General features: G+C 72.0%; 16 protein-coding genes. 9 read left to right on the top strand and 7 right to left on the bottom strand.

Annotated elements, in window-relative coordinates:
* Nucleotides 1-242 precede the first annotated feature (242 nt).
* Both ACIBI4_RS34395 and ACIBI4_RS34390 read left to right on the top strand, forming a co-directional pair.
* Complete coding sequence (locus tag ACIBI4_RS34395; protein WP_399208172.1) at nt 243-698, top strand: NUDIX hydrolase; 456 nt, start codon at nt 243-245, stop codon at nt 696-698.
* Between the two features lie 269 nt (nt 699-967).
* Nucleotides 968-4,279, top strand: a complete 3,312-nt coding sequence (locus ACIBI4_RS34390; RefSeq protein ID WP_399208171.1) for a S8 family serine peptidase — start codon at nt 968-970, stop codon at nt 4,277-4,279.
* Nucleotides 4,280-4,351: 72 nt separating this feature from the next.
* Here ACIBI4_RS34390 and ACIBI4_RS34385 read toward each other — a convergent pair whose 3' ends face one another.
* Both ACIBI4_RS34385 and ACIBI4_RS34380 read right to left on the bottom strand, forming a co-directional pair.
* Nucleotides 4,352-5,197 carry a hypothetical protein gene (locus ACIBI4_RS34385; protein ID WP_399208170.1) on the bottom strand — a complete coding sequence of 282 codons (846 nt, stop codon included), beginning with the start codon at nt 5,195-5,197 and terminating at the stop codon, nt 4,352-4,354.
* A gap of 1 nt (nt 5,198) precedes the next feature.
* Nucleotides 5,199-5,735, bottom strand: coding sequence for an RNA polymerase sigma factor (locus ACIBI4_RS34380; RefSeq protein ID WP_399208197.1), 537 nt, complete (start codon nt 5,733-5,735; stop codon nt 5,199-5,201).
* A 213-nt stretch (nt 5,736-5,948) separates the two neighbouring features.
* Between ACIBI4_RS34380 and ACIBI4_RS34375 the strand changes: the two genes are divergently transcribed.
* From ACIBI4_RS34375 to pepN, 3 genes are all read left to right on the top strand, one after another.
* Nucleotides 5,949-8,075 carry a TerD family protein gene (locus tag ACIBI4_RS34375; RefSeq protein ID WP_399208169.1) on the top strand — a complete coding sequence of 709 codons (2,127 nt, stop codon included), beginning with the start codon at nt 5,949-5,951 and terminating at the stop codon, nt 8,073-8,075.
* Between the two features lie 161 nt (nt 8,076-8,236).
* Entirely contained in the window at nt 8,237-9,256 is a 1,020-nt protein-coding gene (locus ACIBI4_RS34370; RefSeq protein ID WP_399208168.1) for an aspartate-semialdehyde dehydrogenase, read from the top strand.
* A 127-nt stretch (nt 9,257-9,383) separates the two neighbouring features.
* Nucleotides 9,384-11,957 carry an aminopeptidase N gene (gene pepN / locus ACIBI4_RS34365; protein ID WP_399208167.1) on the top strand — a complete coding sequence of 858 codons (2,574 nt, stop codon included), beginning with the start codon at nt 9,384-9,386 and terminating at the stop codon, nt 11,955-11,957.
* A gap of 63 nt (nt 11,958-12,020) precedes the next feature.
* On the opposite strand, the gene ACIBI4_RS34360 is transcribed toward pepN, so the two are convergent.
* The 5 genes from ACIBI4_RS34360 to ACIBI4_RS34340 form a co-directional block, all read right to left on the bottom strand.
* The gene (locus ACIBI4_RS34360) at nt 12,021-12,923 is read right to left on the bottom strand and encodes a LysR substrate-binding domain-containing protein (protein WP_399208166.1); all 903 of its coding nucleotides are present in this window, start codon (nt 12,921-12,923) and stop codon (nt 12,021-12,023) included.
* 41 nt (nt 12,924-12,964) lie between these two features.
* On the bottom strand, nt 12,965-13,924 hold the full coding sequence (locus ACIBI4_RS34355; RefSeq protein WP_399208165.1) for a DMT family transporter: 960 nt from the start codon (nt 13,922-13,924) through the stop codon (nt 12,965-12,967).
* A 207-nt stretch (nt 13,925-14,131) separates the two neighbouring features.
* Nucleotides 14,132-14,362: a hypothetical protein gene (locus tag ACIBI4_RS34350; protein ID WP_399208164.1), complete on the bottom strand. Its 231-nt coding sequence runs from the start codon at nt 14,360-14,362 to the stop codon at nt 14,132-14,134.
* A gap of 9 nt (nt 14,363-14,371) precedes the next feature.
* Nucleotides 14,372-16,456 (bottom strand): 4-alpha-glucanotransferase, encoded by a 2,085-nt coding sequence (gene malQ / locus ACIBI4_RS34345; protein ID WP_399208162.1) that lies wholly within the window; start codon nt 16,454-16,456, stop codon nt 14,372-14,374.
* An 84-nt stretch (nt 16,457-16,540) separates the two neighbouring features.
* A complete protein-coding gene (locus ACIBI4_RS34340) occupies nt 16,541-16,783 on the bottom strand; it encodes a hypothetical protein (RefSeq protein WP_399208161.1) in 243 nt (80 codons plus the stop codon).
* Nucleotides 16,784-17,100: 317 nt separating this feature from the next.
* Between ACIBI4_RS34340 and ACIBI4_RS34335 the strand changes: the two genes are divergently transcribed.
* The 4 genes from ACIBI4_RS34335 (at nt 17,101) to ACIBI4_RS34320 (ending at nt 22,876) form a co-directional block, all read left to right on the top strand.
* Nucleotides 17,101-20,103 carry a beta-N-acetylglucosaminidase domain-containing protein gene (locus tag ACIBI4_RS34335; protein ID WP_399208160.1) on the top strand — a complete coding sequence of 1,001 codons (3,003 nt, stop codon included), beginning with the start codon at nt 17,101-17,103 and terminating at the stop codon, nt 20,101-20,103.
* 111 nt (nt 20,104-20,214) lie between these two features.
* On the top strand, nt 20,215-20,763 hold the full coding sequence (locus ACIBI4_RS34330; RefSeq protein WP_399208159.1) for a PadR family transcriptional regulator: 549 nt from the start codon (nt 20,215-20,217) through the stop codon (nt 20,761-20,763).
* Nucleotides 20,760-21,473 carry an ABC transporter ATP-binding protein gene (locus ACIBI4_RS34325; protein ID WP_399208158.1) on the top strand — a complete coding sequence of 238 codons (714 nt, stop codon included), beginning with the start codon at nt 20,760-20,762 and terminating at the stop codon, nt 21,471-21,473. Before ACIBI4_RS34330 ends, ACIBI4_RS34325 begins: the two co-directional genes overlap by 4 nt.
* Nucleotides 21,473-22,876, top strand: coding sequence for an ABC transporter permease (locus ACIBI4_RS34320; RefSeq protein ID WP_399208157.1), 1,404 nt, complete (start codon nt 21,473-21,475; stop codon nt 22,874-22,876). Before ACIBI4_RS34325 ends, ACIBI4_RS34320 begins: the two co-directional genes overlap by 1 nt.
* Nucleotides 22,877-22,904: the final 28 nt, after the last annotated feature.

Below are 22,904 nucleotides of genomic sequence, written 5' to 3'. Positions count from 1 at the left end.
AATGACCTGCGCGTAAACGAGGCCGCAACGTCGCGGGCCGATCACGTACGTGGATCACACCAGGTGGCGGCCGTCATACGGGGCTCATGAGCGGCTCGTCGGACCGACCGGATCCGGTCACGCTGCGTTCATCTCACGGGGTAGGCACGTGGGTTCCGCACGTACCGCAACGGGCCGTCACCTGACGGTCGTTTGGCGAACGGAGGGCTGCGTACAGGTGTCCTGCCCTTAACGTGTGCAGGGTGCACAAAGAGCTGAGGGTGGCGGCCTACGCCGTCTGCGTCCGTGACGGACAGCTACTGCTCGCCCGCTGGGTCGCCGGGGACGGCAGCAAACGGTGGACGCTGCCCGGCGGCGGCATGGAGCACGGCGAGGATCCGTACGACACGGTGATCCGCGAGGCGGAGGAGGAGACGGGGTACACGGTGCGGCCCGTCACGCTGCTCGGTGTCGACTCGATCCGCCGCCGCTATCCGCGCAAGCTCGGCACGTTCGCGGACTTCCACGGGCTGCGCCTTGTGTACGAGGGCGAGATCACGGGCGGCACGCTGCGCAACGAGACGGACGGCTCCACGGACATGGCGTCCTGGCACCCGCTGGACGCGGTCCCGAGGCTGCCGCGGGTGGGGCTGGTGGACGTGGGGATCGGGCTGTGGCGGGAGCGGCCGGCGGTGGGGCGGGTGGACACCGGCCGGTAGGAGTGCCGACGGGGCACCCCACACGTACCGCGTGAAGCGCCTCAACCACACCTGGTCACACGCCCGTTCGGTTTTGCCCGACATTGCAGCCTTACGCTCCCGGTGACGTATGGCGGAAGTCCGCCATGGTCTCTTCCCGCCACGGAAGCGCCCTCCTCAAACACCCATCCCATACGTAATGCTGAGCGGTCATCCGGTACCGGATTACGGACCCACTCGTGCTGGACCGGACTGTCACCTTCCTGCCCGTCTTTCACACAGGGACGCAGATGACCCTCGAATCCCCGCGCGCACCCCGAACGGGTGCCAGACGCGCGGCCCGAATAGCCGTGGCGGCAGGCCTTGTTGCGGCGCTCGGCGCCGCAGGGCCCGTGCCCTCCTTCGCCGCCGACCCCGGTGGTGAGCCCGCTCCCGCGAAGGCCGCGGCCGAGAAGCTCGGCTCCGACGACGCCAAGCTTCTCGCCCAGGCCGAGGCCGAGGGCGAGAAGACCGTCACCGTCATGGTGGCCACCACCGAAGGGGCGACCGAGCAGGCCGCGAAGACCTTCGACGGGGTCAAGGGCGGCATGGTCGGCAAGACGAACGACAAGCTCGGATACGTCCGTGCGACCGTGCCCACCAAGCAGGCGAAGGCCGCGATCAAGGAGGCCTCGGCGCTCTCCTCGGTCAAGGGCATCGACCTCCTCCAGGAGATCGAGCTCGACGACCCGACGCCGGCCGGCGACCGTGCCAAGGGCGCGAAGAACCACGGCGGTACGGCTCCGGGCTCGTACCCGGCGCCCGGCAAGAAGACCCCCGCGAAGAACCCGTACAACCCGTCCTTCGAGACGGGCGCGGTGGAGTTCGTCGAGGACAACCCGAAGGCCGACGGCCGCGGTGTCACCATCGGCATCCTCGACTCGGGTGTCGACCTCGGCCACCCGGCGCTGCAGAAGACCACCACCGGCGAGCGCAAGATCGTCGACTGGGTCACGGCGACCGACCCGGTCATCGACGGCGACGAGACCTGGCGGCAGATGAGCAACGCGGTCTCCGGGCCGACATTCACCTTCGGCGGGAAGACCTGGACGGCGCCCGCGGGCTCGTACTCCGTCGAGTGGTTCGAGGAGGCCGCCTCGACCGGCGGTGACGCCAACGGCGACCTCAACCGCGACGGCGACACCACCGACAAGTGGGGCGTCCTGTACGACGCGGCCGCGGGCACGGTACGCGTGGACCTCAATGGTGACAGCGACTTCACCAACGACGAGGCCATGAAGCCGTACAAGGACGGCCACCAGGTCGGCTACTTCGGCAAGGACGACCCGGCGACCGATGTCGTCGAGCGCGTCCCGTTCGTGGCGGAGATCCGCAAGGACGTCGTGTACAACGACGCCGGCGACAAGTCCGACTACGTCAACATCGGCATCATCGAGTCCGAGCACGGCACGCACGTCGCCGGCATCACCGCCGCCAACTCGCTGTTCGGCGGCCGGATGAACGGTGCGGCGCCCGGCGCCCAGCTGGTCTCCTCGCGTGCCTGCACCTGGAGCGGCGGCTGCACCAACGTCGCGCTCACCGAGGGCATGATCGACCTCGTCACCAAGCGCGGCGTGGACATCGTCAACATGTCGATCGGCGGTCTGCCGCCGCTGAACGACGGCAACAACGCGCGCGCCACGCTCTACACCCGTCTCATCGACGAGTTCGGCGTCCAGCTGGTCATCTCCGCCGGTAACAGCGGCCCGGGCACCAACACCATCGGTGACCCCTCGCTCGCCGACAAGGTGATCTCGGTCGGCGCGACCATCTCCAAGGAGACCTGGGCGTCCAACTACGGCTCGGGCGTGGAGAAGAAGTACGCCATGATGCCGTTCTCCTCGCGCGGTCCGCGTGAGGACGGCGGCTTCACGCCGACGCTGTCGGCCCCGGGTGCGTCGATCAACACGACGCAGACCTGGATCCCCGGCGGCCCGGTCCCGGAGGCGGGCTACGCCCTGCCGGCCGGCTACTCGATGCTGCAGGGCACCTCGATGGCCTCCCCGCAGGCCGCGGGCGCCTCGGCGCTGCTGATCTCGGCCGCGAAGCAGAAGAAGATCGAGCTCTCGCCGCTCACGCTGCGCACCGCGCTCACCTCGACCGCCGACCACATCTCGGGCGTCAAGGCGCACGAGGAAGGCGCGGGTCTGATCGACATCGAGGGCGCGTGGAAGGCGATCAAGAAGGGCGCCACGGCGCACGCCTACGACGTCGCGGCGCCGGTGGACACGGCGATCGACGAGTTCCTGAAGACGCCCGGCTCCGGCACCGGTCTCTACGACCGTGAGGGCGGCCTGAAGGTCGGCGAGCGCAAGACGTACGACGTCAAGATCACCCGTACCTCGGGCTCTTCGCGTGCGATCGAGCACGAGCTGGACTTCGAGAACAACGACGGCACGTTCCGTATCGTCGGCGACGACGAGGTCAGGCTGCCGCTCAACAAGCCGGTGACCGTGAAGGTCCAGGCGAAGGCGGGCTCCGCCGGGATCCACAGCGCGATCCTGGAGCTCGACGACGAGCGCACCGAGGGCGTCGACCGTCAGATCATGACGACGGTGGTCGCCTCCGCCGAGCTCGCGAAGCCTTCGTTCGGCTTCAAGGCCTCGGGCTCGGTGCAGCGCAACAGCTCGAAGTCGTACTTCGTGACGGTCCCGAAGGGCGCCAAGACCTTCGAGGTCGCGCTCGGCGGTCTGAAGGCGGGCAGCCAGACCCGCTTCATCTCGATCCACCCGTACGGTGTCCCGGTCGACCCGACCTCGACGCCGAACTGCTACCCGAACTACGAGAACCCGGCCAACACCTGCCGCCCCGACCTGCGTTCGTACGCGAACCCGCAGCCGGGCGTCTGGGAGATCGAGGTCGAGTCCCGTCGTACGTCGCCGCTGCTCGACAACCCGTACCAGCTGAGCGCGAGTGCGCTCGGTGTGTCCTTCGACCCGGCGGTGCAGACCATCGCCGAGGCGAAGATCGGTACGCCGGCGGCCGTGGACTGGACCGTCTCCAACGAGTTCGCGCCGATCACCGGCGGCAAGCTCGCGGGCGGTGCGCTGGGCTCCTCGAAGGAGGCGCGCCCGACGATCGCGCACCAGGCGCAGCAGCAGTACCGGGTCGAGGTTCCGGCCGGTTCCGAGCGGTTCGACGTCTCGATCGGCAACACCTCCGACAAGGGCGCCGACCTGGACCTGGCCCTCTACCGCATCGTCAACGGCTCGGCGCAGCTGGTGGGTCAGTCCGCGGACGGCGACTCGGAAGAGGCCGTCTCGCTGGCGAAGCCCGCGGCGGGTACGTACATCGCTCTGGTCCAGGGCTATGACGTCCCGGCCGGCAGCACCGAGTTCGACTACCTCGACCTCTACTTCGCGCCCTCGCTGGGCGAGGTGAAGGTCGACGCGTCGAAGCCTGTCGACCTGGCGCAGGGCGCGTCGGCGAAGGTCTCCGCGGAGGTCGTCGTCGCCGGTGCCGCGCCCGAGGGACGCCAGTTCTTCGGTGAGGTCCGCGTCCTGAACGCCAAGGGGACGACGGCGGGTTCGGGCAGTGTGCGGATCGAGAAGGTCATTCCGTAAGGAAGCGGCTTCTCGGCAGTACGTGGTGGGGCGGGCGTCCGGGTTCCGGGCGCCCGCCCTTTCGTGTGCGGGTCAGTCCTTCTGGCGGGGCCGTTCCCGCCAAGGAGTCGGGCAGTCCAGGCCCCGTGACTCCTCCAGGGCCGCGAGGAGTTCAGGGCGAACGTCCCCCACGCCCCAGCCCTGTTCCGCACCGTAGCCGTCGGACGCGTGGCGGTAGACCGTGATGAGGACGAGTTCGCCGCGTTCGATGCCCGAGGCCGTCAGGGCCGGGAGCGTGACGGTGGTCGTCGGGTGGGTCTTCGCGGACTGCTCCGGCCGGTACCAGCGGTCGACGGCGAGCGTGACGTCGACCTTGCCGCCCGGCCGTGGGGTCAGCTCGGTCGCCCTGCCCTCGACGAGGATGCGGGAGCAGGCGATCTGCTGGGCGCGGGTGGTGGCGCCGCGGTCCTGCGCGGCCCCTTCGTCGGAGGAGCCGCCCGCGTCCTGGTCCGCGGCGCCGCTCTCGCTCTCCTGGAAGCCGGGCGCCTTGGCCGCATCGCCACGGCTCTTGGCGTCACCGGCGTCGCCGCCGAGCCCGTTCTGCGCCCCCATCCACAGCAGCCCGCCGAACAGCCCGACCGCCCCCGCGGCCGCGACCGCCCGTACCGCCACGGCGAACATCCGCCGGCGCCGCACCCGCACCCGTTCGGGATCGGCCGGCACGGGACGCGCCACGGGCTCCGGCTCCGCGGCGGGTCCGTCCGCCAGCTCCTCCCCCAAGTCGCGCAGAACGAGCCGTAGTTGGCCGAGGTCGGCGACCGCCGCGTGGTACTCCGCCGAGCGGCTGTCCTCCTCGGACACGTCCGCCCCGGTGATCGCCGCCATCAACAGGTCGTCGCCGTCGTACGCCTCGGTCCCGGGGACCCTCTCGCCGGCCACGTCACACCACCTCGTCCTCGTGCAGCCGCGCGCGCAACGCGCGCACCGCCCCGTGCAGCCTGCTCTTGACCGTGCCCTCGGGGACGCCGAGGCGCTCCGCGATGCCGCGGACGGACAGGTCCGCGTAGAAACGCAGGACGACCACCTGGCGCTGGGTGTCGGTCAGTTCGTCGAGTCCTTTCGCGACGGCGAGCGAGAGCACCTTGGACTCCTCCACCGCATGGCTTTCCGTACGCAGTGAGGCGAGGCGTTCGCCGAGGCGGTCCTGGCGGCGGCGCGCGCGGTGGTAGTCCATCGCCCAGTTGGAGGCGACGACGGCCGCCCACGCGGACACGTCGCGTGGGGCCTCACGGCCGTCGGCGGCGCGTTCGAGCAGCTTGAGACGGACCTGCTGGACGCCGTCCTGGAGCTCGGACGCGGGCACGCCGCCGAGCGCGAGGACCGCCCTGACCCGGCTCACCTGCTCCGGGGCCAGGGGGTCCCGCGGATCCCCCGCCTGACTTGCCCTACCGCGCCGAAGCGTCCCTCTGCGCAGCAACACGCACCCCTCCCTCACCCCGTTCCGTCCCTACGACGCACGGGCGGCGGAAAACGTTCGGCCCCGGCCGGAAGTTTCCTCCGGGCGCTACCGACGTCCGCTCGCACGGCCTCCTGCAGTCGGACATCTCCGTTGCAGTCCACCCATGTCCTCACGAACGCAAATATCCAACTACTCGTCGACGCTCGGGAGTTGAACTGCGACTATGTGCGCATGACGCACATGATCAAGGGCGCCAACGTGCCGGTGCCCACCGAGGTGCTGCGCGTGGCCGTGAGCCGGCTCGCGCAGCCCGGCTCCCCCGCCGTCGACGCCTCCGCGCTGCTGCTCGACGCGACGGGCCGGGTGCGGGGCGACACGGACCTCGTCTTCTACAACCACCCGCAGCACCCGTCCGGAGCGGTGCGTCATCTGGGGGCGACCGAGGGCGGCGGCCAGCTCGCCCAGTGGCTGGAGCTGGACCTCGCGCGGATCGAGCCCGCCGTGCAGCGCGTGGCCATCGCGGCCTCGACCGACGGCGGCGCGATCGGCGCGGTGCCCGGTCTGTACGTACAGGCGGTGAGCGCCGCGTCCGGGGCGCCGGTCGCGCACTACTCCGTGGTGGACGCGGCCGCCGAGACGGCGTTCGTGCTCGGGGAGTTCTACCGCAGGGACGGTGTGTGGAAGTTCCGCGCGGTCGGCCAGGGGTGGGCCACGGGCCTCGCGGGCCTGGCCACGGACTTCGGCATCGTGGTCGAGGGGGCGGCCCCGGTACAGGCCCCGGCTCCCGTACCGGCCCACATACCGGCGGCCCAGCCCGCACCGGCCTACGGCACCCAGCCCGCCTACAGCGCCCAACCCGCGTACACCCCCCAGGACGCCCAACCGGCCCACACCCCGCAGGACGCCCGCCCCGCCGCCCAAGCCCCGCACCCCACCACCCCGCAGGACGCCCGCCCGGTCTCCTTCGGCCCCGAGTTCCCCGTCCAGGTCCAGCGCGGGCGCGGGCAGGGTGTCGTCTCCGTGGACGGGCTGCCCGCCGGGCCGGTGCTCGTCGAGCTGTGGCACCAGGGCGAGGGCTACACCTGCGTCTACACGCTCAACCGCCGCAACAAGGACGACGATCTGCTGTTCAACTCCTCGCTCCAGGATCTGCGCGGCAGCGCGGCCGTCCAGCACAAGGGCGACCGCCCGCTGCGGCTGCGGATCGACGCGGACAACGAGTGGACCGTGCAGATCCGCCCGCTGTCGGCGGCCCGCGACCTCGGCGAGGGCCTGCACGGCCGAGGGCCCGAGGTCATCACGTACCGCGGCCGGCTCGCGGACCTCGACGTGCACTTCACCGGTGACGAGGACGAGGACGATCGCGGCACCATCTCGATCTACACGGTGCCGGCCGGCACCGTGCACGACGACAAGCGTGACCTGCTGATGATCGAGAACGGCCGCCTCGACCAGACCTTCCCGCTCGCCGACGGCCCGCTCGTCCTGCTGATCGAGGCGGACGGCGGCTGGACGATGCGCACCCGCCCGGTCCCCGTGCCCGATCCCGTCGTGGCGGCGAAGGACGGGGTGTACGAGGGCGGCGGCGAGCAGACGGTGACGCTGGTCAATCCGCACCCGGGACGCCCGTGCCTGCTCGACTACACCATCGTCTCGGAGGGCCGCTGGGGCTACAGGACGGAGCTGCTCGACGAGTACGACGAGTCCACACAGTTCCTGCAGGGCAATGTGGACGGGCAGACGGGGCGGGTGATCGTTTTCCGCGACGGGGAGGCACAGCACCGGGTACGGATCAGGAGCGCGGGCGCCTGGAGTCTGCGCCTGATCCCGCTGGACCAGGCGCCGCCTCTGCAGGGGCCCGTCGAAGGCGCGGGACGTGCGGTCTTCCGGCACGTCGGCCCGCCGGTGATGCTCCAATTGGAGCGGCTGTCGGGAGACGACCTCAAGCTGCAGGTCCATGCCGTGCAGCTCGGCGGGCGGGACGCCCTGGCCGTGCGCTCCGGCAACGGACGGCGGCCCGCGACCGGACCGGTGTGGGTGCAGTCGGGCGAGTGTTATGTGAGCGTGCGCACACCGGGTGAGACGACCTGGCGGCTGACCCCGGCCGACGCGCAGACCGCCGAGGTCTTCGACCGCAGGATCAAGGGCACGGGCTACACCCTCGTGCGCTACACGGGCCCGGAGGCCGACCTGATGTTCCGCGGGGACGACGAGGTCATGGGAGCGGTGTGGGCCCTGGACGCGGCGTTCGAGCCGGTGCAGCGCCTCCAACTGCGGACCGGGATGTTCCGTGCGGCCCCGGGATTCCTCCAGGTGCGGATGGTCGGCAAGTGGGAGCTCGCCGTCGCCGGCGCCTGAGCCGGCCGGGCCGGAACGTGCCCGCACCCGCCCCATCCAGCGGAATCCCGTCTCAGCCCCCGGGCAATGGATTGGACAGGGGTGCCCCACGTCACCGCATGATGGGGGCATCCCCGGGCAGGCGCATCGAGCCAGAAGCGCCACAGCGAGAAGGAGTCACCGTGAGGGTCGGAATCGTCGGAGCCACCGGTCAGGTCGGCACAGTCATGCGCGGCATCCTCGCCGAGCGTAAGTTCCCGGTCGACGAGCTGCGTCTGTTCGCCTCCGCCCGCAGCGCCGGCAAGACCCTCGACGGCATCACGATCGAGGACGCCGCCACGGCCGACTACTCCGGCCTGGACATCGTGCTGTTCTCCGCGGGCGGCGCCACCTCCAAGGCCCTCGCCGAGAAGGTCGCCTCGCAGGGCGCCGTCGTGATCGACAACTCCTCCGCCTGGCGCAAGGACCCCGAGGTCCCCCTCGTCGTCTCCGAGGTCAACCCGCACGCGATCGCGGACCGCCCCAAGGGGATCATCGCCAACCCGAACTGCACGACGATGGCCGCGATGCCGGTCCTGAAGCCGCTGCACGAGGAGGCGGGCCTGGTCGCGATGATCGCGACCACCTACCAGGCCGTCTCGGGCTCGGGTCTCGCGGGCGTGGCCGAGCTGCACGACCAGGTGCAGAAGGTCGTCGCCGACGCCGACAGGCTCACGCACGACGGCGCCGCCGTGGACTTCCCCGAGCCGCAGGTCTACAAGCGCCCCATCGCCTTCAACGTGCTGCCGCTGGCCGGCGCCATCGTCGAGGACGGCCTCAACGAGACGGACGAGGAGCAGAAGCTCCGCAACGAGTCCCGCAAGATCCTCGAGATCCCGGAGCTCAAGGTCTCGGGCACCTGCGTCCGCGTCCCGGTCTTCTCCGGCCACTCGCTCCAGGTCAACCTGCGCTTCGCGCGTCCGCTGTCCCCCGAGCGCGCCGCCGAGCTGCTCGCGACGGCCCCGGGCGTCGAGCTCTCGGAGATCCCCACGCCGCTGCAGGCCGCGGGCCAGGACGTCTCGTACGTGGGCCGGATCCGCAGCGACGAGACCGCCGAGAACGGCCTCTCGCTGTTCCTGTCGGGCGACAACCTCCGCAAGGGCGCGGCGCTCAACGCGGTGCAGATCGCGGAGCTCGTGGCCGAGGAGCTGAAGAGCAAGTAGGCCGTACGGGAGAGGGCGGTCACCACACGTGGTGACCGCCCTCTCACGTGCCCGGATATCGCGATGCCGGTCGCCGCGTCCCCATGGAAGGATGGCCAGAAACGTCCTGAACCGAGGAGATGACCGCGTGCCCGGCACCAATCTCACCCGCGAAGAGGCGCAGGAGCGTGCGCGCCTGCTCACCGTCGACTCGTACGAGATCGATCTCGACCTCACCGGCGCGCAGGACGGCGGCACCTTCCCCTCCGTCACCACCGTGCGGTTCTCGTCCGCCGAGGCGAACGCCGAGTCGTTCATCGACCTGGTCGCCGACGCCGTCCACGAGGTGGTCCTGAACGGCAAGTCCCTGGACGTCGCCGCCGTCTTCCGTGACGCCCGGATCGCGCTGCGCCATCTGCAGCAGGGCGAGAACGTCCTGAAGGTCGTCGCCGACTGCGCGTACACCAACTCCGGCGAGGGTCTGCACCGCTTCGTCGACCCGGTGGACGGACAGGCGTATCTGTACACGCAGTTCGAGGTGCCGGACGCACGCCGCGTCTTCGCCTCCTTCGAGCAGCCGGACCTCAAGGCCACCTTCCAGTTCACGGTGAAGGCGCCGAGCGGCTGGACCGTGATCTCCAACTCGCCGACGCCCGAGCCGAAGGACGACATCTGGACGTTCGCGCCCACGCCGCGGATCTCCACGTACATCACGGCCCTGATCGTCGGCCCGTACCACGCGGTGCACTCCACGTACGAGAAGGGCGACCAGAAGGTCCCGCTGGGCATCTACTGCCGGCCCTCGCTCGCCGAGTTCCTCGACGCCGACGCGATCTTCGAGGTCACGCGGCAGGGCTTCGACTGGTTCCAGGAGAAGTTCGACTACGCGTACCCCTTCGAGAAGTACGACCAGCTCTTCGTGCCGGAGTTCAACGCGGGCGCGATGGAGAACGCGGGCGCTGTGACCTTCCGCGACCAGTACGTCTTCCGCTCGAAGGTCACGGACGCCGCCTACGAGGCGCGTGCCGCCACGATCCTGCACGAGCTGGCCCACATGTGGTTCGGCAACCTCGTGACCATGGAGTGGTGGAACGACCTGTGGCTGAACGAGTCGTTCGCGACGTTCGCCGAGGTGGCCTGCCAGGCGTACGCGCCGGACTCGAAGTGGCCGCACTCCTTCACCACGTTCGCCAACCAGATGAAGACCTGGGCGTACCGGCAGGACCAGCTGCCGTCCACGCACCCGATCATGGCGGACATCCGCGACCTGGACGACGTCCTCGTCAACTTCGACGGCATCACCTACGCCAAGGGCGCCAGCGTCCTCAAGCAGCTGGTGGCGTACGTGGGCATGGACGCGTTCTTCAGCGGCGTGCAGTCCTACTTCAAGGCGCACGCGTACGGCAACACCCGGCTCTCCGACCTGCTGGGCGCCCTGGAGGTGACCAGCGGCCGTGATCTGAAGGCCTGGTCGAAGGCGTGGCTGGAGACCGCGGGCATCAACGTCCTGCGCCCGCACATCGAGACGGACGCCAACGGCACCATCACCGCCTTCGCCGTACGGCAGGAGGCGCCCGCGCTGCCCGAGGGCGCCAAGGGCGAGCCGACGTTGCGTCCGCACCGCATCGCGATCGGCCTGTACGACCTCGACGACGCGAGCGGCAAGCTGCTGCGCTCGGACCGCATCGAGCTGGACGTGGACGGCGAGGTCACCGAGGTGCCCGAGCTCGTCGGCCGCCACCGGCCGGCCGTGATCCTGCTCAACGACGACGACCTGTCGTACGCGAAGGTCCGGCTCGACGCCGAGTCGCTGCGCCATGTCACCCAGCACCTGGGCGACTTCGAGGCCTCGTTGCCGCGCGCGCTGTGCTGGGCCTCGGCCTGGGACATGACGCGCGACGGCGAACTGCCCACGCGCGACTACCTGTCGCTGGTGCTCTCCGGCATCGGCAAGGAGTCGGACATCGGTGTGGTGCAGTCGCTGCACCGGCAGGTGAAGCTGGCACTCGACCTGTACGCGGCGCCGGAGTACCGCGCGACGGGTCTGGCGCGCTGGACCGAGGCGTCCCTTGAGCACCTGCGCTCGGCCGAGCCGGGCTCGGACCACCAGCTGGCGTGGGCGCGGGCGTTCGCGGCGACGGCCCGTACGGAGGACCAGCTGGACCTTCTGAAGGGCCTGCTCGAAGGCACGGAGTCGATCGACGGGCTCGCCGTCGACACCGAGCTGCGCTGGGCGTTCGTGCAGCGGCTCGTGGCGACCGGGCGGTACGCGGACGCGGAGATCGACGCCGAGTACGAGCGGGACCGTACGGCGGCCGGCGAGCGGCACGCGGCGACCGCGCGCGCCTCGCGTCCGACGGCGGAGGCGAAGGCCGCGGCCTGGGCCTCGGTCATCGACTCCGACAAGCTGCCGAACGCCGTGCAGGAGGCGGTGATCGCGGGCTTCGTGCAGACGGACCAGCGCGAGCTGCTCGCGCCGTACACGGAGCGCTTCTTCGCGGTGGTCAAGGACGTGTGGGACGCGCGCTCGCACGAGATGGCGCAGCAGATCGCGATCGGTCTGTACCCGTCGGTCCAGGTCGAGCAGGCCACGCTGGACGCCACGGACGCGTGGGTGAAGTCGGCGCAGCCGAACGCGGCGCTCGGGCGGCTCGTCTCGGAGTCGCGCTCGGGCGTGGAGCGTGCGCTGAAGGCGCAGGCGGCGGACGCGGCTTCGGCGTAGTTCTTGCCCGTACGGGGGTGTCGGCCGTTTCCCGGCCGGCACCCCCGTCGTCACATCCCGTGGTCACTTCCCGTGGTCCGCGGCGTCCTTGAGCGCGTCGAGCACCCGGGCCAGCGCGGGCCCGGCTTCGGCGCCCTTGCGCACGGCCGCGATCACATGACGGCGGGGCTGGTCCCCGCCGATGCTGACGCGCACCACTCCGTCCGCCGTCGAGGCCGCCATCCGCGGCACGAGCGCGACGCCCATCCCGGCCGAGACCATCGCGAGGATCGCGGTCCAGCCGGCGGCGCTGTGCGCCTGTTCGGGCACGAATCCGGCCGCTTCGCAGGCCGCCGTGGTGATCTCCGACCAGGGCCCGCTGCCGCCGAAGATCCAGGCCTCGCCGGACAGTTCGGCCAGCCGTACCTGCTTGCGTCCCGCGAACCGGTGATCCACGGGCAGGGCGAGGTCGAGGGGGTCGGCGAGCAGCGGGATCCGGGTGTACTTGGGGTCGCGGGCGGTGGGCGCGTGGGCCGCGAGCGACAGGGCGAGGTCCACGTCACCGGCGGCGAGCAGCCCGTACGCCTCGGCGGCCTCGGCCTCCCGCACCCGTACGCCGATGCCGGGTGCCTCGTCCCGCAGCCGCCGTACGGCCGGGACGACGAGCGCGGGCACGGCGGTGGAGAACGCCCCGATCCGCACCTCCCCCGCCTCGCCCCGCGCATACGCGGCCAACTCGGCGTCCGCGCGCTCCAGTTGGGCGAAGACGGCGTCGGCGTGCCGCAGGACGAGATGCGCCGCGTCCGTGAGCCGGACGCGGCGCCCCTGGGCCTCCAGGAGGGGGACGCCCACCTGCTTGGCCAGATTGGTGAGCTGCTGCGAGACGGCCGAGGGAGTCATGAGCAGGGCCTCGGCGGTGGCGGTGACGGTCCCCCGCTCGCTGAGGGTCCGCAGGATCTGCAGCTTCCGGATGTCCCACTCGGTCATGGTGAGCACGCTATCTCCCCCGCCCCCGGGCACCTCGCGGCTCATGCCCGCCCGGACAGTGCCCCCTTGCTCACCGACCCGAGGACCACCCCGCCCAGGATCAGCACCATGCACACCACCTGCATCGCCCCGGTGGGCTCGTCGAGGATCAGGTAGGACAGCAGGGCGACGAAGACGGGCTGCAGGTAGTAGACGAGCCCGGCGCGGCCCGCCCCGATCAGCGAGATCGCCTTGTTCCAGGTGAAGAAGGCGACGGCGGAGGACAGCACGCCCGCGTAGAGCAGCGGGGACACCGTGCCGAGGGTCGGGGTGAAGCCGCCCTGTGTCACGAGGCTCGTCAGGTACACCGGGGTCAGCACGACGGCTCCGATGAGGAAGCTGGTGAACAGGAAGGCCAGGGCGCCCAGTTCGGAGGGCCGGCGGCGCAGCAGCGCGCTGTACGAGGCGAAGCTGAAGGCCGCGCCCAGCATCCACAGGTCACCGGCCGCGAAGTCGAGGGCGAGCCGTCCCTTGCTGACGAGCAGCAGCACGCCGACGCATGCGATCAGCATGCCCGCGACACGGCGCGCCCCGAGCCGGGCGCCGCCGAGCTTCTCGTAGACCGTCATGACGACCGGCGACGCGGCCATGATCATGCCCATGTTGCCCGCCGAGGTGGAGATCCCGGCCTGGTAGACGAGGGTGTTGTAGACGGCGATCCCGAGCAGCGAGGCCAGGAGCACGAAGCGCCAGTGGCGCAGGATGACATGCCGCTCGCGCCACGCGTGCCGGGCCGCGAAGGGCGCGGCGGCGGTCAGGGCGATGATCCAGCGCCAGTACGCGTGCTGGACGGGTGGGACCGTGTCGGCCAGGGCACGGGCGCCGATGAAGCTGCCCGACCAGACGACCGTCGCGACGAGCGCGAGCAGCAGCCCGAGGCTCGCGGTACGACCCGCTCGCCCCTTCGGTTGCGTCGGCGTCGCGGTCGCCAGTGAGGTGCGTACGCGGTCGAGGACTGCCATCTCGTATCCCATGCCCAACTGCCCCCGGCGGGGCGTTCGTCGTGTGCTTGCGGATCAAGACTGGCAGGGGTCGTACACGTAGGTCCATCGAAAAGAATCGATGTATCTCTTTAGCAAAACCGAATGATCGAGAAGGCTCGGGGCATACGAAAGCGCCCACCGGCCCCGCTGTCACGCGGAGCCCGTGGGCGCTTCGGAAAGTTCGGGTCAGCCCTGCTTGCGGGACTTGTCCCCGACGATGACCAGACCGGCGATCACCAGGAACAGCGCGATCGGGGCCACGACGTAGAGGCCGAGCGTCTCCACCACGGAGAGTCCGGTACCCGGGTCGTCACCGTCGTCGCGGGTCAGCGCGAGCGCGGGGGACGACATCAGCAGCATCATCAGCGTCGTACCGGCTGCTACGGCGCCGGCGCGCAGGGCGTTCTTCTTGTCCACGGTGCCAACCTAGCGAACCGGTCCGCGGGGCGCGCGCCCGGGGTGCCGGTCGGGGGCCACTCGGGCCATGAAGGCGTGCAGCCGCGGTGACGCCGCGAGTGCTTCGAGGGAGAGCGGGCGGCCCTCACCGTCCGCGACCGGCAGCCGCCAGTTCGGGTACTCGTCCCAGGTGCCGGGCACGTTCTGCGGGCGGCGGTCGCCCGCCGCGTCCGGGAGCCAGATGCCGACGAGGCGGGCCGGGGTGCGGCGCAGGAAGCCGTAGAACGCCTGGATCTCCTGCTCCTCCGAACCCGCGCCGGGCAGCCCAAGCGCGTCGAGCAGCGCCAGCCACTCGCGCACCTCCGCCCCTTCGACGGCCTCCTCCGCCTCCAGCGTGCCGCTCAGGAGGCCGAGCTCGTGCCGCAGCCGTGCGTGCGCGCCGGTGAGCTTGGCCGCCGTGGACGGCAGGTCGTGGGTGGTCACGGTCGCCAGGCAGTCCGCGCGCCACCGCTCGGGCGGCAGCGGGCGGCCGTCGTGCGCCCAGTCGCGCTCGAACCAGAGGACGGAGGTGCCGAGGATGCCGCGGGCGGCGAGCGCCTCGCGCACGCCGCGTTCGACGGTGCCCAGATCCTCGCCGATGACCACGGCACCCGCGCGGTGCGCTTCGAGGACGAGGAGCGCGAGCAGCGCCTCGGCGTCGTAGCGCACGTACGCGCCGTCCGTGGGCGGGTGGCCCTCGGGGATCCACCACAGCCGGAACAGGCCCATGATGTGGTCGATCCGTACGGCGCCCGCATGCGCGAACAGTCCGCGCAGGATCGCGCGGAACGGCGCGTAGCCGCACTCCGCGAGCCGGTCGGGCCGCCACGGCGGCAGGCCCCAGTCCTGGCCCTGCGCGTTGAAGGCGTCCGGTGGCGCGCCGACGGAGGTGCCGGCCGCGTACAGACCGCCGTGCGCCCAGGTGTCCGCGCCGCCGGGATGGACGCCGACGGCGAGGTCGTGGATGAGGCCGAGGGACATGCCCGCCTCGCGTGCGGCGGACTGGGCTTCGGCGAGCTGCAGGTCCGCGAGCCAGATGAGGCGGCAGTGGACGTCGACGCGGTCCCGCAGCGCGGCCGCGGCGCGCGCGGTCGCCGCCGACGCGGGGTCGCGCAGCTCCTCTGGCCAGGTCCGCCAGTCGGGTCCGTGGCGCTCGGCGAGGGCGCGGTGGGTGGCGTGCCGTTCGAGGTCGGCGCCGCCCTCGGCGAGGAAGTCGCAGTACGCGGCGCGGCGCCCGGGTCCGAGCGGTACGGCCGCGATCAGCTCCAGGGCCTGCGCCTTGAGCGCCCACACCGCGTCCCGGTCGATCAGCGCGCCCTTCTCCAGGACCGCCTCCCGCAGCCGCGCGGCCTGCCCGGCGAGGTCCGCGGCGCGGTCACGGTCCCCCGGTGCGAGGTACGCGTACTCCTCGATGGCCTCGATCCGCAGATGTACGGGGTCGGGGAAGCGCCGGGACGAAGGCCGGTACGGGGAGGGGTCGGTGGGCACGTCCGGGTCCGGCGGGACGCCCGCGTGCAGGGGGTTGACCTGGAGGAAGTCCACGCCCAGCGAGCGCCCCGACCAGGCGGCGAGCTCCGTGAGATCGCCGAGGTCGCCCATGCCCCAGGAGCGGCGCGAGAGCAGCGAGTAGAGCTGGACGAGAAGGCCGTGGCAGCGGGCGGGCGGCGCGGGGGCGCGGTCCGGGGCGACGATCAGGTGACTGGTGGAGGCGCGCCGCCCGTCGGACGTCTCGGCATACAACTGGTGTACGCCGTACGGGAGTTGGGGCAGCTCTCCGGACCACGTCCACTCGACGTTCGCGCCGCCGCCCTCGGGGGCGACCACCATGCGGGTGCCCGTGGGCAGCGCGGCGAAGGCCCGCGCGCCGGCGACGACCGTCTCGGGCAGGGCGCGCGCCCGCCGCTTCTCCTCCAGCGCGCGCACCGCGTCGTCGATCGCCTCGGCGGTCGAGGTGTCGACGCCGAACGCGGCGAGCACCGCGCGCACCGCCGCCGGTGACACCTTCTGCGGGGTGTCGGGCGAGGGTTCGTAGGACGAGTCGATGCCGTGCAGCACGGCGAGCCGGGCCAGGGACATCGGCGCCCCTTCCAGTCGGCCTTACGGGACCGCGGACGTACGGGACTTCGGTGGCATCAGCGTTGCTGCGGGACGGAGCCTCGCTCAGCCCAGCGGGGACGCCGTGCCGAACGCGGTGGGTTCGCTGGTCAGGTGCGCCTCGTCGGCGAGCGGGGGCTCGCTGGTCAGCGGCGCCTCGTCGGCCAGGGGCGGCTCGCTCGTGAGCGGCGCCTCCACGGAGAACGAGCCGTGCCATACGGAGTCGGGGTCGGACACCCTCGACAGATCGGGCAGCTCCGCGAGCTCCGTGCGTTTGGACAGGGCGTCGAACAGCAGCTGAGCGCTCACCCAGGGCCTCCTCGTGGGTACGGGTCCCAGTCGATGTGATCGGCAGACGGTCAGCCCTACCCACCGCCACGGGGCCCATGCGCGGAACGTGTCGATGCTCACATTGTGTGCGCCTCGGGCCAGTTGGCCAGACGCCCGGAGCAGGCTGCGACACACCGGGATTTCCCGGTGGGGCAAAACCGGCACAACGGCCACGCGCATTGACACTGTCACCACTGCGGTGGTGGGCTCGACACCATCCGGAACCCTGCGCTCTGAACCTGCGGAGAGCGGCTCGTGAGAGTGTGCAGGGGCTGAGGAGAAGGGCGGGAGAAGCCGTGCTGGTCCGGCGATCGAAGCGTGCGGTGGCGCTCGCTGCCGCGGTCATCGGCGGTCTGCTCGGCGGTGCGCCCGGAGCGCTCGCCGCCCCGCCCGGGCCCGGCCTGTCCGCGCCCGACGAAGAGACCGAGTCACCGCTTCCGCCCGTCTGGCCCCGTCCGCAGTCCCTGCAGCCCGCGGGCGCCCCCGTGACCGTGAGCGAGCAGGTGTTCCTGCTCACCGACCAGGACACGGACCCGTATGCGGTCCAGGCGCTGCGCACCCTGCTGCGGGCGGCGGGCGCGCGGCAGATCACCGAGGTGACGGACGCGGACCGGCTGCCGGGCCCGGGCCTCCTCGTGCGCGCCGGTCACGACCAGGGCCGCACCGGCCCGGCGACACCGCACCCGGCACACACCGCACACCCCGCGCGCGGGGCTGCGCGCTCCGGGGCGGACGCGGCGCTGCGCGCGCTGCGGGTGGCCGAGCGCGGCGATCTGCCGTCCGGCGGCTACCGGATCGGGTCCGGCCGCCTCGCCGGCCGGGACACCGTGGCGCTCGCGGGCGTCGGCGACGACGGCCTGTTCCACGCGGTGCAGACACTGCGCCAGCTCACCGGGTCCGGAAAGATCGCGGGCGCCCGGGTGCGGGACTGGCCGGCCGCCACCGTGCGCGGCACCACCGAGGGCTTCTACGGCACCCCGTGGACCACCGAAGAGCGCCTGGAACAGCTCGACTTCCTGGGCCGCACCAAGCAGAACCGCTATGTGTACGCGCCCGGCGACGACCCGTACCGCCAGGCGAAGTGGCGCGAGCCCTACCCCGCCGACCAGCGCGCGGACTTCCGCAAGCTGGCCGAGCGGGCGCGCGCCAATCATGTGACGCTCGGCTGGGCCGTCGCGCCCGGACAGGCGATGTGCCTGTCATCGGACGACGACATCAAGGCGCTCACCAAGAAGATCGACGCGATGTGGGCGCTGGGCGCCCGCGCCTTCCAACTGCACTTCCAGGACGTCTCGTACAGCGAATGGCACTGCGACGAGGACGCCGACGCCTTCGGATCGGGGCCCGAGGCGGCCGCGAAGGCGCAGGCCCGCGTGGCGAACGCGGTCGCGCAGCATCTGGGCGCACGGCACCCGGACGCGGCGCCGCTGACGGTGATGCCGACCGAGTACTACCAGAAGGGCCGCACGGACTACCGCGGGCGGCTCGCGAAGGAGCTGGACGACGCGGTGGACGTCGCGTGGACCGGTGTCGGCGTCGTCCCCGAGAAGATCACGGGGCGTGAACTGGCCGGCGCGCGGCGGGCGTTCACCGGTCATGACGTGGTGACGATGGACAACTACCCGGTCAACGACTACGCGGAGGACCGGATCTTCCTCGGTCCGTACACGGGCCGCGAGCCGGCCGTGGCGACCGGTTCGGCGGCGCTGCTCGCCAACGCGATGCAGCAGCCGACGGCCTCGCGCATCCCGCTGTTCACGGCGGCCGACTACGCGTGGAACCCGAAGGGGTACCGCCCTGACCTGTCCTGGCGGGCGGCCATCGCCGACCTTGCGGGCAGCGACCCGAAAGAGCGCGAGGCGGTGGCCGCACTCGCGGGGCATGACGCCTCGTCGGTGCTGGGCGCCGAGGAGTCGGCGTATCTGCGGCCGCTGATCGACGAGTTCTTCGCGGCGCGGGCGACGACGGATGCGAAGCGTCTGGCCACCGCCGCCGACCGGCTCAAGGCGGCTTTCACGCTGATGCGCGAGACGCCCGCCCGGCTCGCGGACACCGATCTCGGACGTGAAGTGCGGCCGTGGACCGAGCAGTTGGGACGGTATGGCGCGGCGGGCGAGCAGGCAGTGGAGCTGCTGCTCGCGCAGGCACACGGCGACGGCGAGCGGGCCTGGCAGGCCGCGCGGCGTCTGGAGACACAGCGCGAGGCGCTGAAGTCGGCGCGGGCGACGGTCGGCGAGGGCGTCCTCGACGCGTTCCTCGACCGGGTGCGCGAGGAGGCGTCGGCGTGGACCGGCGCGAACCGCGCGCCCGCGCGCAAGGACGCGGACCGCGCGCCCGTGGAGCGCTCGGGCGAGGACACCCTGGAGCTGCCCCGCGCCCGTTCCCTCGACAAGGTCTCGGTGATGACCGTCCCGGGCACGCGCGGCACCCTCCAGGCGCACGTCCCCGGCAAGGGCTGGCGCGCGCTGGGCGAGGTCTCCGACAGCGGCTGGACCGAGGCGCGGGTGCCCGCGGGCGAGCGGGTGGACGCGCTGCGGGTGCTGTGGCGGGGCGAGGCCGGCCGGATCGAGCACATCGTTCCCTGGTACGCGGACGACCCGGCCGCCACGTTGAAGCTGTCCCGCTCGGAGCTCGACGTGGAGATCGGCGGCGCGCCCCGGCGGATCGCCGCGCGTCTCACCGCGCAGCAGCCGCAGGACGTACGGGGCCGGGTCACGGCCCGCGCGCCCGAGGGCATCAAGGTGCGCACGCCGGACTCGTCGACGCTGCGGCGCGGCACGGAGGTGAACGTCCCGGTCGAGGTGACCGTCCCGGCGGACACCCCTTCGGGCACGTACGAGGTCCCGGTCCGTTTCGGCTCGGAGACCAGGACGCTGACCGTACGGGCGAATCCGCGGGTCGCGGGCGAGGATCTGGCCCGCGGGGCGAAGTCCTCCTCCTCGGGCGACGAGACCGAGGGCTTCCCCGCGGCGGCCGCCCACGACGGCGACCCGGCGACCCGCTGGTCCTCGCCCGCCGAGGACGGCCAGTGGTGGCAGGCCGAGCTGCCGGAGCCGGTCCGGGCCGGCCGGGTGGTCCTCACCTGGCAGGACGCGTATCCCTCGCGCTACCGCGTGCAGGTCTCCGCGGACGGCAAGGTGTGGCGGACGGCCGCGACCGTACGGGACGGGCGGGGCGGACGCGAAACGGTCGGCCTCGACGCGCGGGACACGCGCTTCGTCCGGGTGCAGGGCGACAAACGGGCCACGGAGTACGGGATCTCGCTGTGGTCGGCCGAGGTGTACGCCGTCGCGGACTAGCGACACCCCCCTTCGTACGGCCCCACTGAAACGGAAGAGGATCTCCCACTTCCGCGTCAGTTTCCGGCCAGCTATTCACTGAGTACATATCCTCGGTGCATAGTGGAGCCCATGAGCACCCGTCACATCCTGCTCGGCCTGCTCGCCGCGGGACCCAGCCATGGCTACGACCTCAAGCGGCGCCACGACGAGCGCTTCCCGCAGGCCCGTCCGCTGGCGTACGGGCAGGTCTACACGACGCTGCAGCGCCTCGTACGGGACGGGCTCGCGGAGGTCGACGGCACGGACGCGGACGGCGGTCCCGAGCGCACGCACTACCGCGCCACGGAGAAGGGGGCGGCCGAACTCGCCGGATGGCTGGGCGAGATCAACGCCCCCGCCCCGTTCGTCACCAACGAGATCTTCGCGAAGGTCGTGGTCGCCACCCTGGTGGCCGCCGCCGGCGACGACGCCGACCCCGCCGCGTACCTGCGAGAGCAGCGCACCGCCCACATGGCGCGGATGCGCGAGCTGACCGCGCTGAAGACCGCGCCCGGCTCCGATCTCGCGACCGTCCTGTCCGCCGACTACGCCCTCAGCCACCTCGATGCCGACCTGCGCTGGATGAACACCACCGCGGCCCGGCTCACGGCCCTCACGAAGGAGATCACGACCGCATGAGCACCCAGGGGGGAACGCCGCTGCTCGCCGCGCGCGACCTGTACAAGTCCTATGGCAGGAACGAGGCGCTGCGCGGCGCGTCGGTCGAGCTCGGCGAGGGCGAGATCCTCGCCCTGACCGGCGCGAGCGGCAGCGGCAAGTCGACGCTTCTGCACTGCCTCGCGGGCATCGTGCAGCCCGACGACGGCGCTGTGGTGTACGACCGGCGGCGCGTGGACCGGATGACCGAGGACCAGCGCAGCGAGCTGCGGCGCACCGAGTTCGGTGTGGTGTTCCAGTTCGCGCAGCTGATCCCGGAGCTGACCGTCCTCGACAACGTCTCGCTGCCGCTGCTGCTCGCGGGCACGGACCGCGAGAGCGCGCGGGCGACGGCCTCCGAGTGGCTCGAACGGTTCGGTGCGCTCGGCCAGGCGCTCGCGCGCCCGGGCCAGTTGAGCGGCGGGCAGGCTCAACGGGCCGCGCTGGCACGCTCCTTGGCGACGGGTGCGCGGATCGTCTTCGCGGACGAGCCGACCGGTGCGCTGGACTCGCTCGCCGCCGAGCAGACGATGACGGCACTGGTCCACGCGGTCCGCGAGTCGGGCACCGCGGTCGTCCTTGTCACGCATGACGCCCAGGTCGCCGCGTACGCGGACCGCGAGGTGCAGCTCAAGGACGGCAAGGCCGTCGAGGCGGGCCTCGGCGCGCTGCCCGCGCAGGAGCGTGCGTGATGACGACGACCACGACCTCCGCGGCGACCGCCGCACCCGCGGCCGCGCGGCTCACCTGGCGCTCCGACCTGCGGCTCGCCTGGCTGCTCCAGACCGGTTCGAACCGGCGTGAGCTGTGGCGGCTCGGGCTGACGGTGCTGTGCGCGGGGGTGGCCACGGGTCTTGCGCTCTCGGCGGTGACGCTCCTCGCCCATGCGCAGGACGGCTACGGCTCCATGAACGGCCTGCTCACGGACCAGAGCATGCGCCGCGGCGTCGCGATGACCCTGCTCGGCCTGCTCGTCCCCGTCATCGCACTGCTCGGCCAGTCCTCGCGGATCGGTGCCGTGCACCGCGACCGGCGCCTCGCCGTTCTGCGGCTGACCGGGGCGACTCCACGCCAGGTGCGGCGCATCATGGCGCTCGAAACAGGTCTTGCCGCGCTGCTCGGCTCGCTCATCACGCTCGTCCTGTACGTCGCGGTGCTGCTGGGCCGCGGCTATCTGCCCGAGCCCGCGGCGCTGGCCGCGGCGGTCCTCGTGCCCGTCGCCGTGCCCGCACTGACCGCCCTGGCCGGGGTGTTCGCGCTGCGCCGCGTGGTGACCTCGCCGCTCGGGACGCTGCGCCGTGTGCGGCCCGAACGGGACTGGGGCACCCGGCTGCTGATCGCGGCGGGCGCGGTCCTGCTCCTCGGTTCGGCGATCGCGGTCGTCGGCGCGGGCCTCAACCCGGGCACCGTCCTGCTGCCGCTCGGCGCCTTCGCCGTGGTGCTGCTCGTGGGCGCGGCGGCGGTCCTGGTCTCGGGCGCCTGCGCCAAGCTGGCCGGCCGGCGGCTCGCCTCGTCCGAGCGCCCTGCGGTCCTGATCGCCGCGAACCGGCTCGCGCAGGACCCGTGGTCGGCGGCCCGTACGCACGCCTCGGTGCTTGCGACCGGAGTGGTCGGGGTCGCCTTCGTAGGGATCTGGTTCATCGTGCGCGAAGCGGTGATGACGCAGCAGTTCTACGAGCCCGGCAACGAGGACTACTACGACAACGGCTTCGCGCTCTTCGGCGTCGCCTTCCTGATCGCCCTCGGCTTCAGCCTCTTCGCCCTCGCGATCGGTACCGCCGAGTCCCTGGTGACCCGCCGCCGCTCGCTCGCCGCGCAGGCCGCGGCCGGGGTGCCGTACAAGGTCCTGGCCCGCTCGGTCCTCCTGGAGACCGCCCTGCCCCTCGCACCGGCCGTGGCGCTGTCCGGCATCGGCGGCTTCGTGATCTACGCCTCGTACTTCCGGCTTCTGGAGGACAGCAAGACCGCGACCATGCCGGTCGTCCTGCCCCTGCTCGTGCCGTTCGTCGTGTACGCCGCGTGTCTGCTCGCGGTCGCGGCGACCCTGCCGCTGCTGCGGCGGAGCGTGCAGCCCGGGGAGCTGCGATACGAGTGACGCTCCCCGGGCGGCGTACGGGAGGAAG

The sequence above is a fragment of the Streptomyces sp. NPDC050418 genome (assembly GCF_044458745.1).
In the GTDB taxonomy this organism is placed as follows: Bacteria; Actinomycetota; Actinomycetes; order Streptomycetales; family Streptomycetaceae; genus Streptomyces.
The sequence above is the reverse complement of the archived record's forward strand: the minus strand, read 5'-3'. Positions and strand labels throughout refer to the sequence as shown.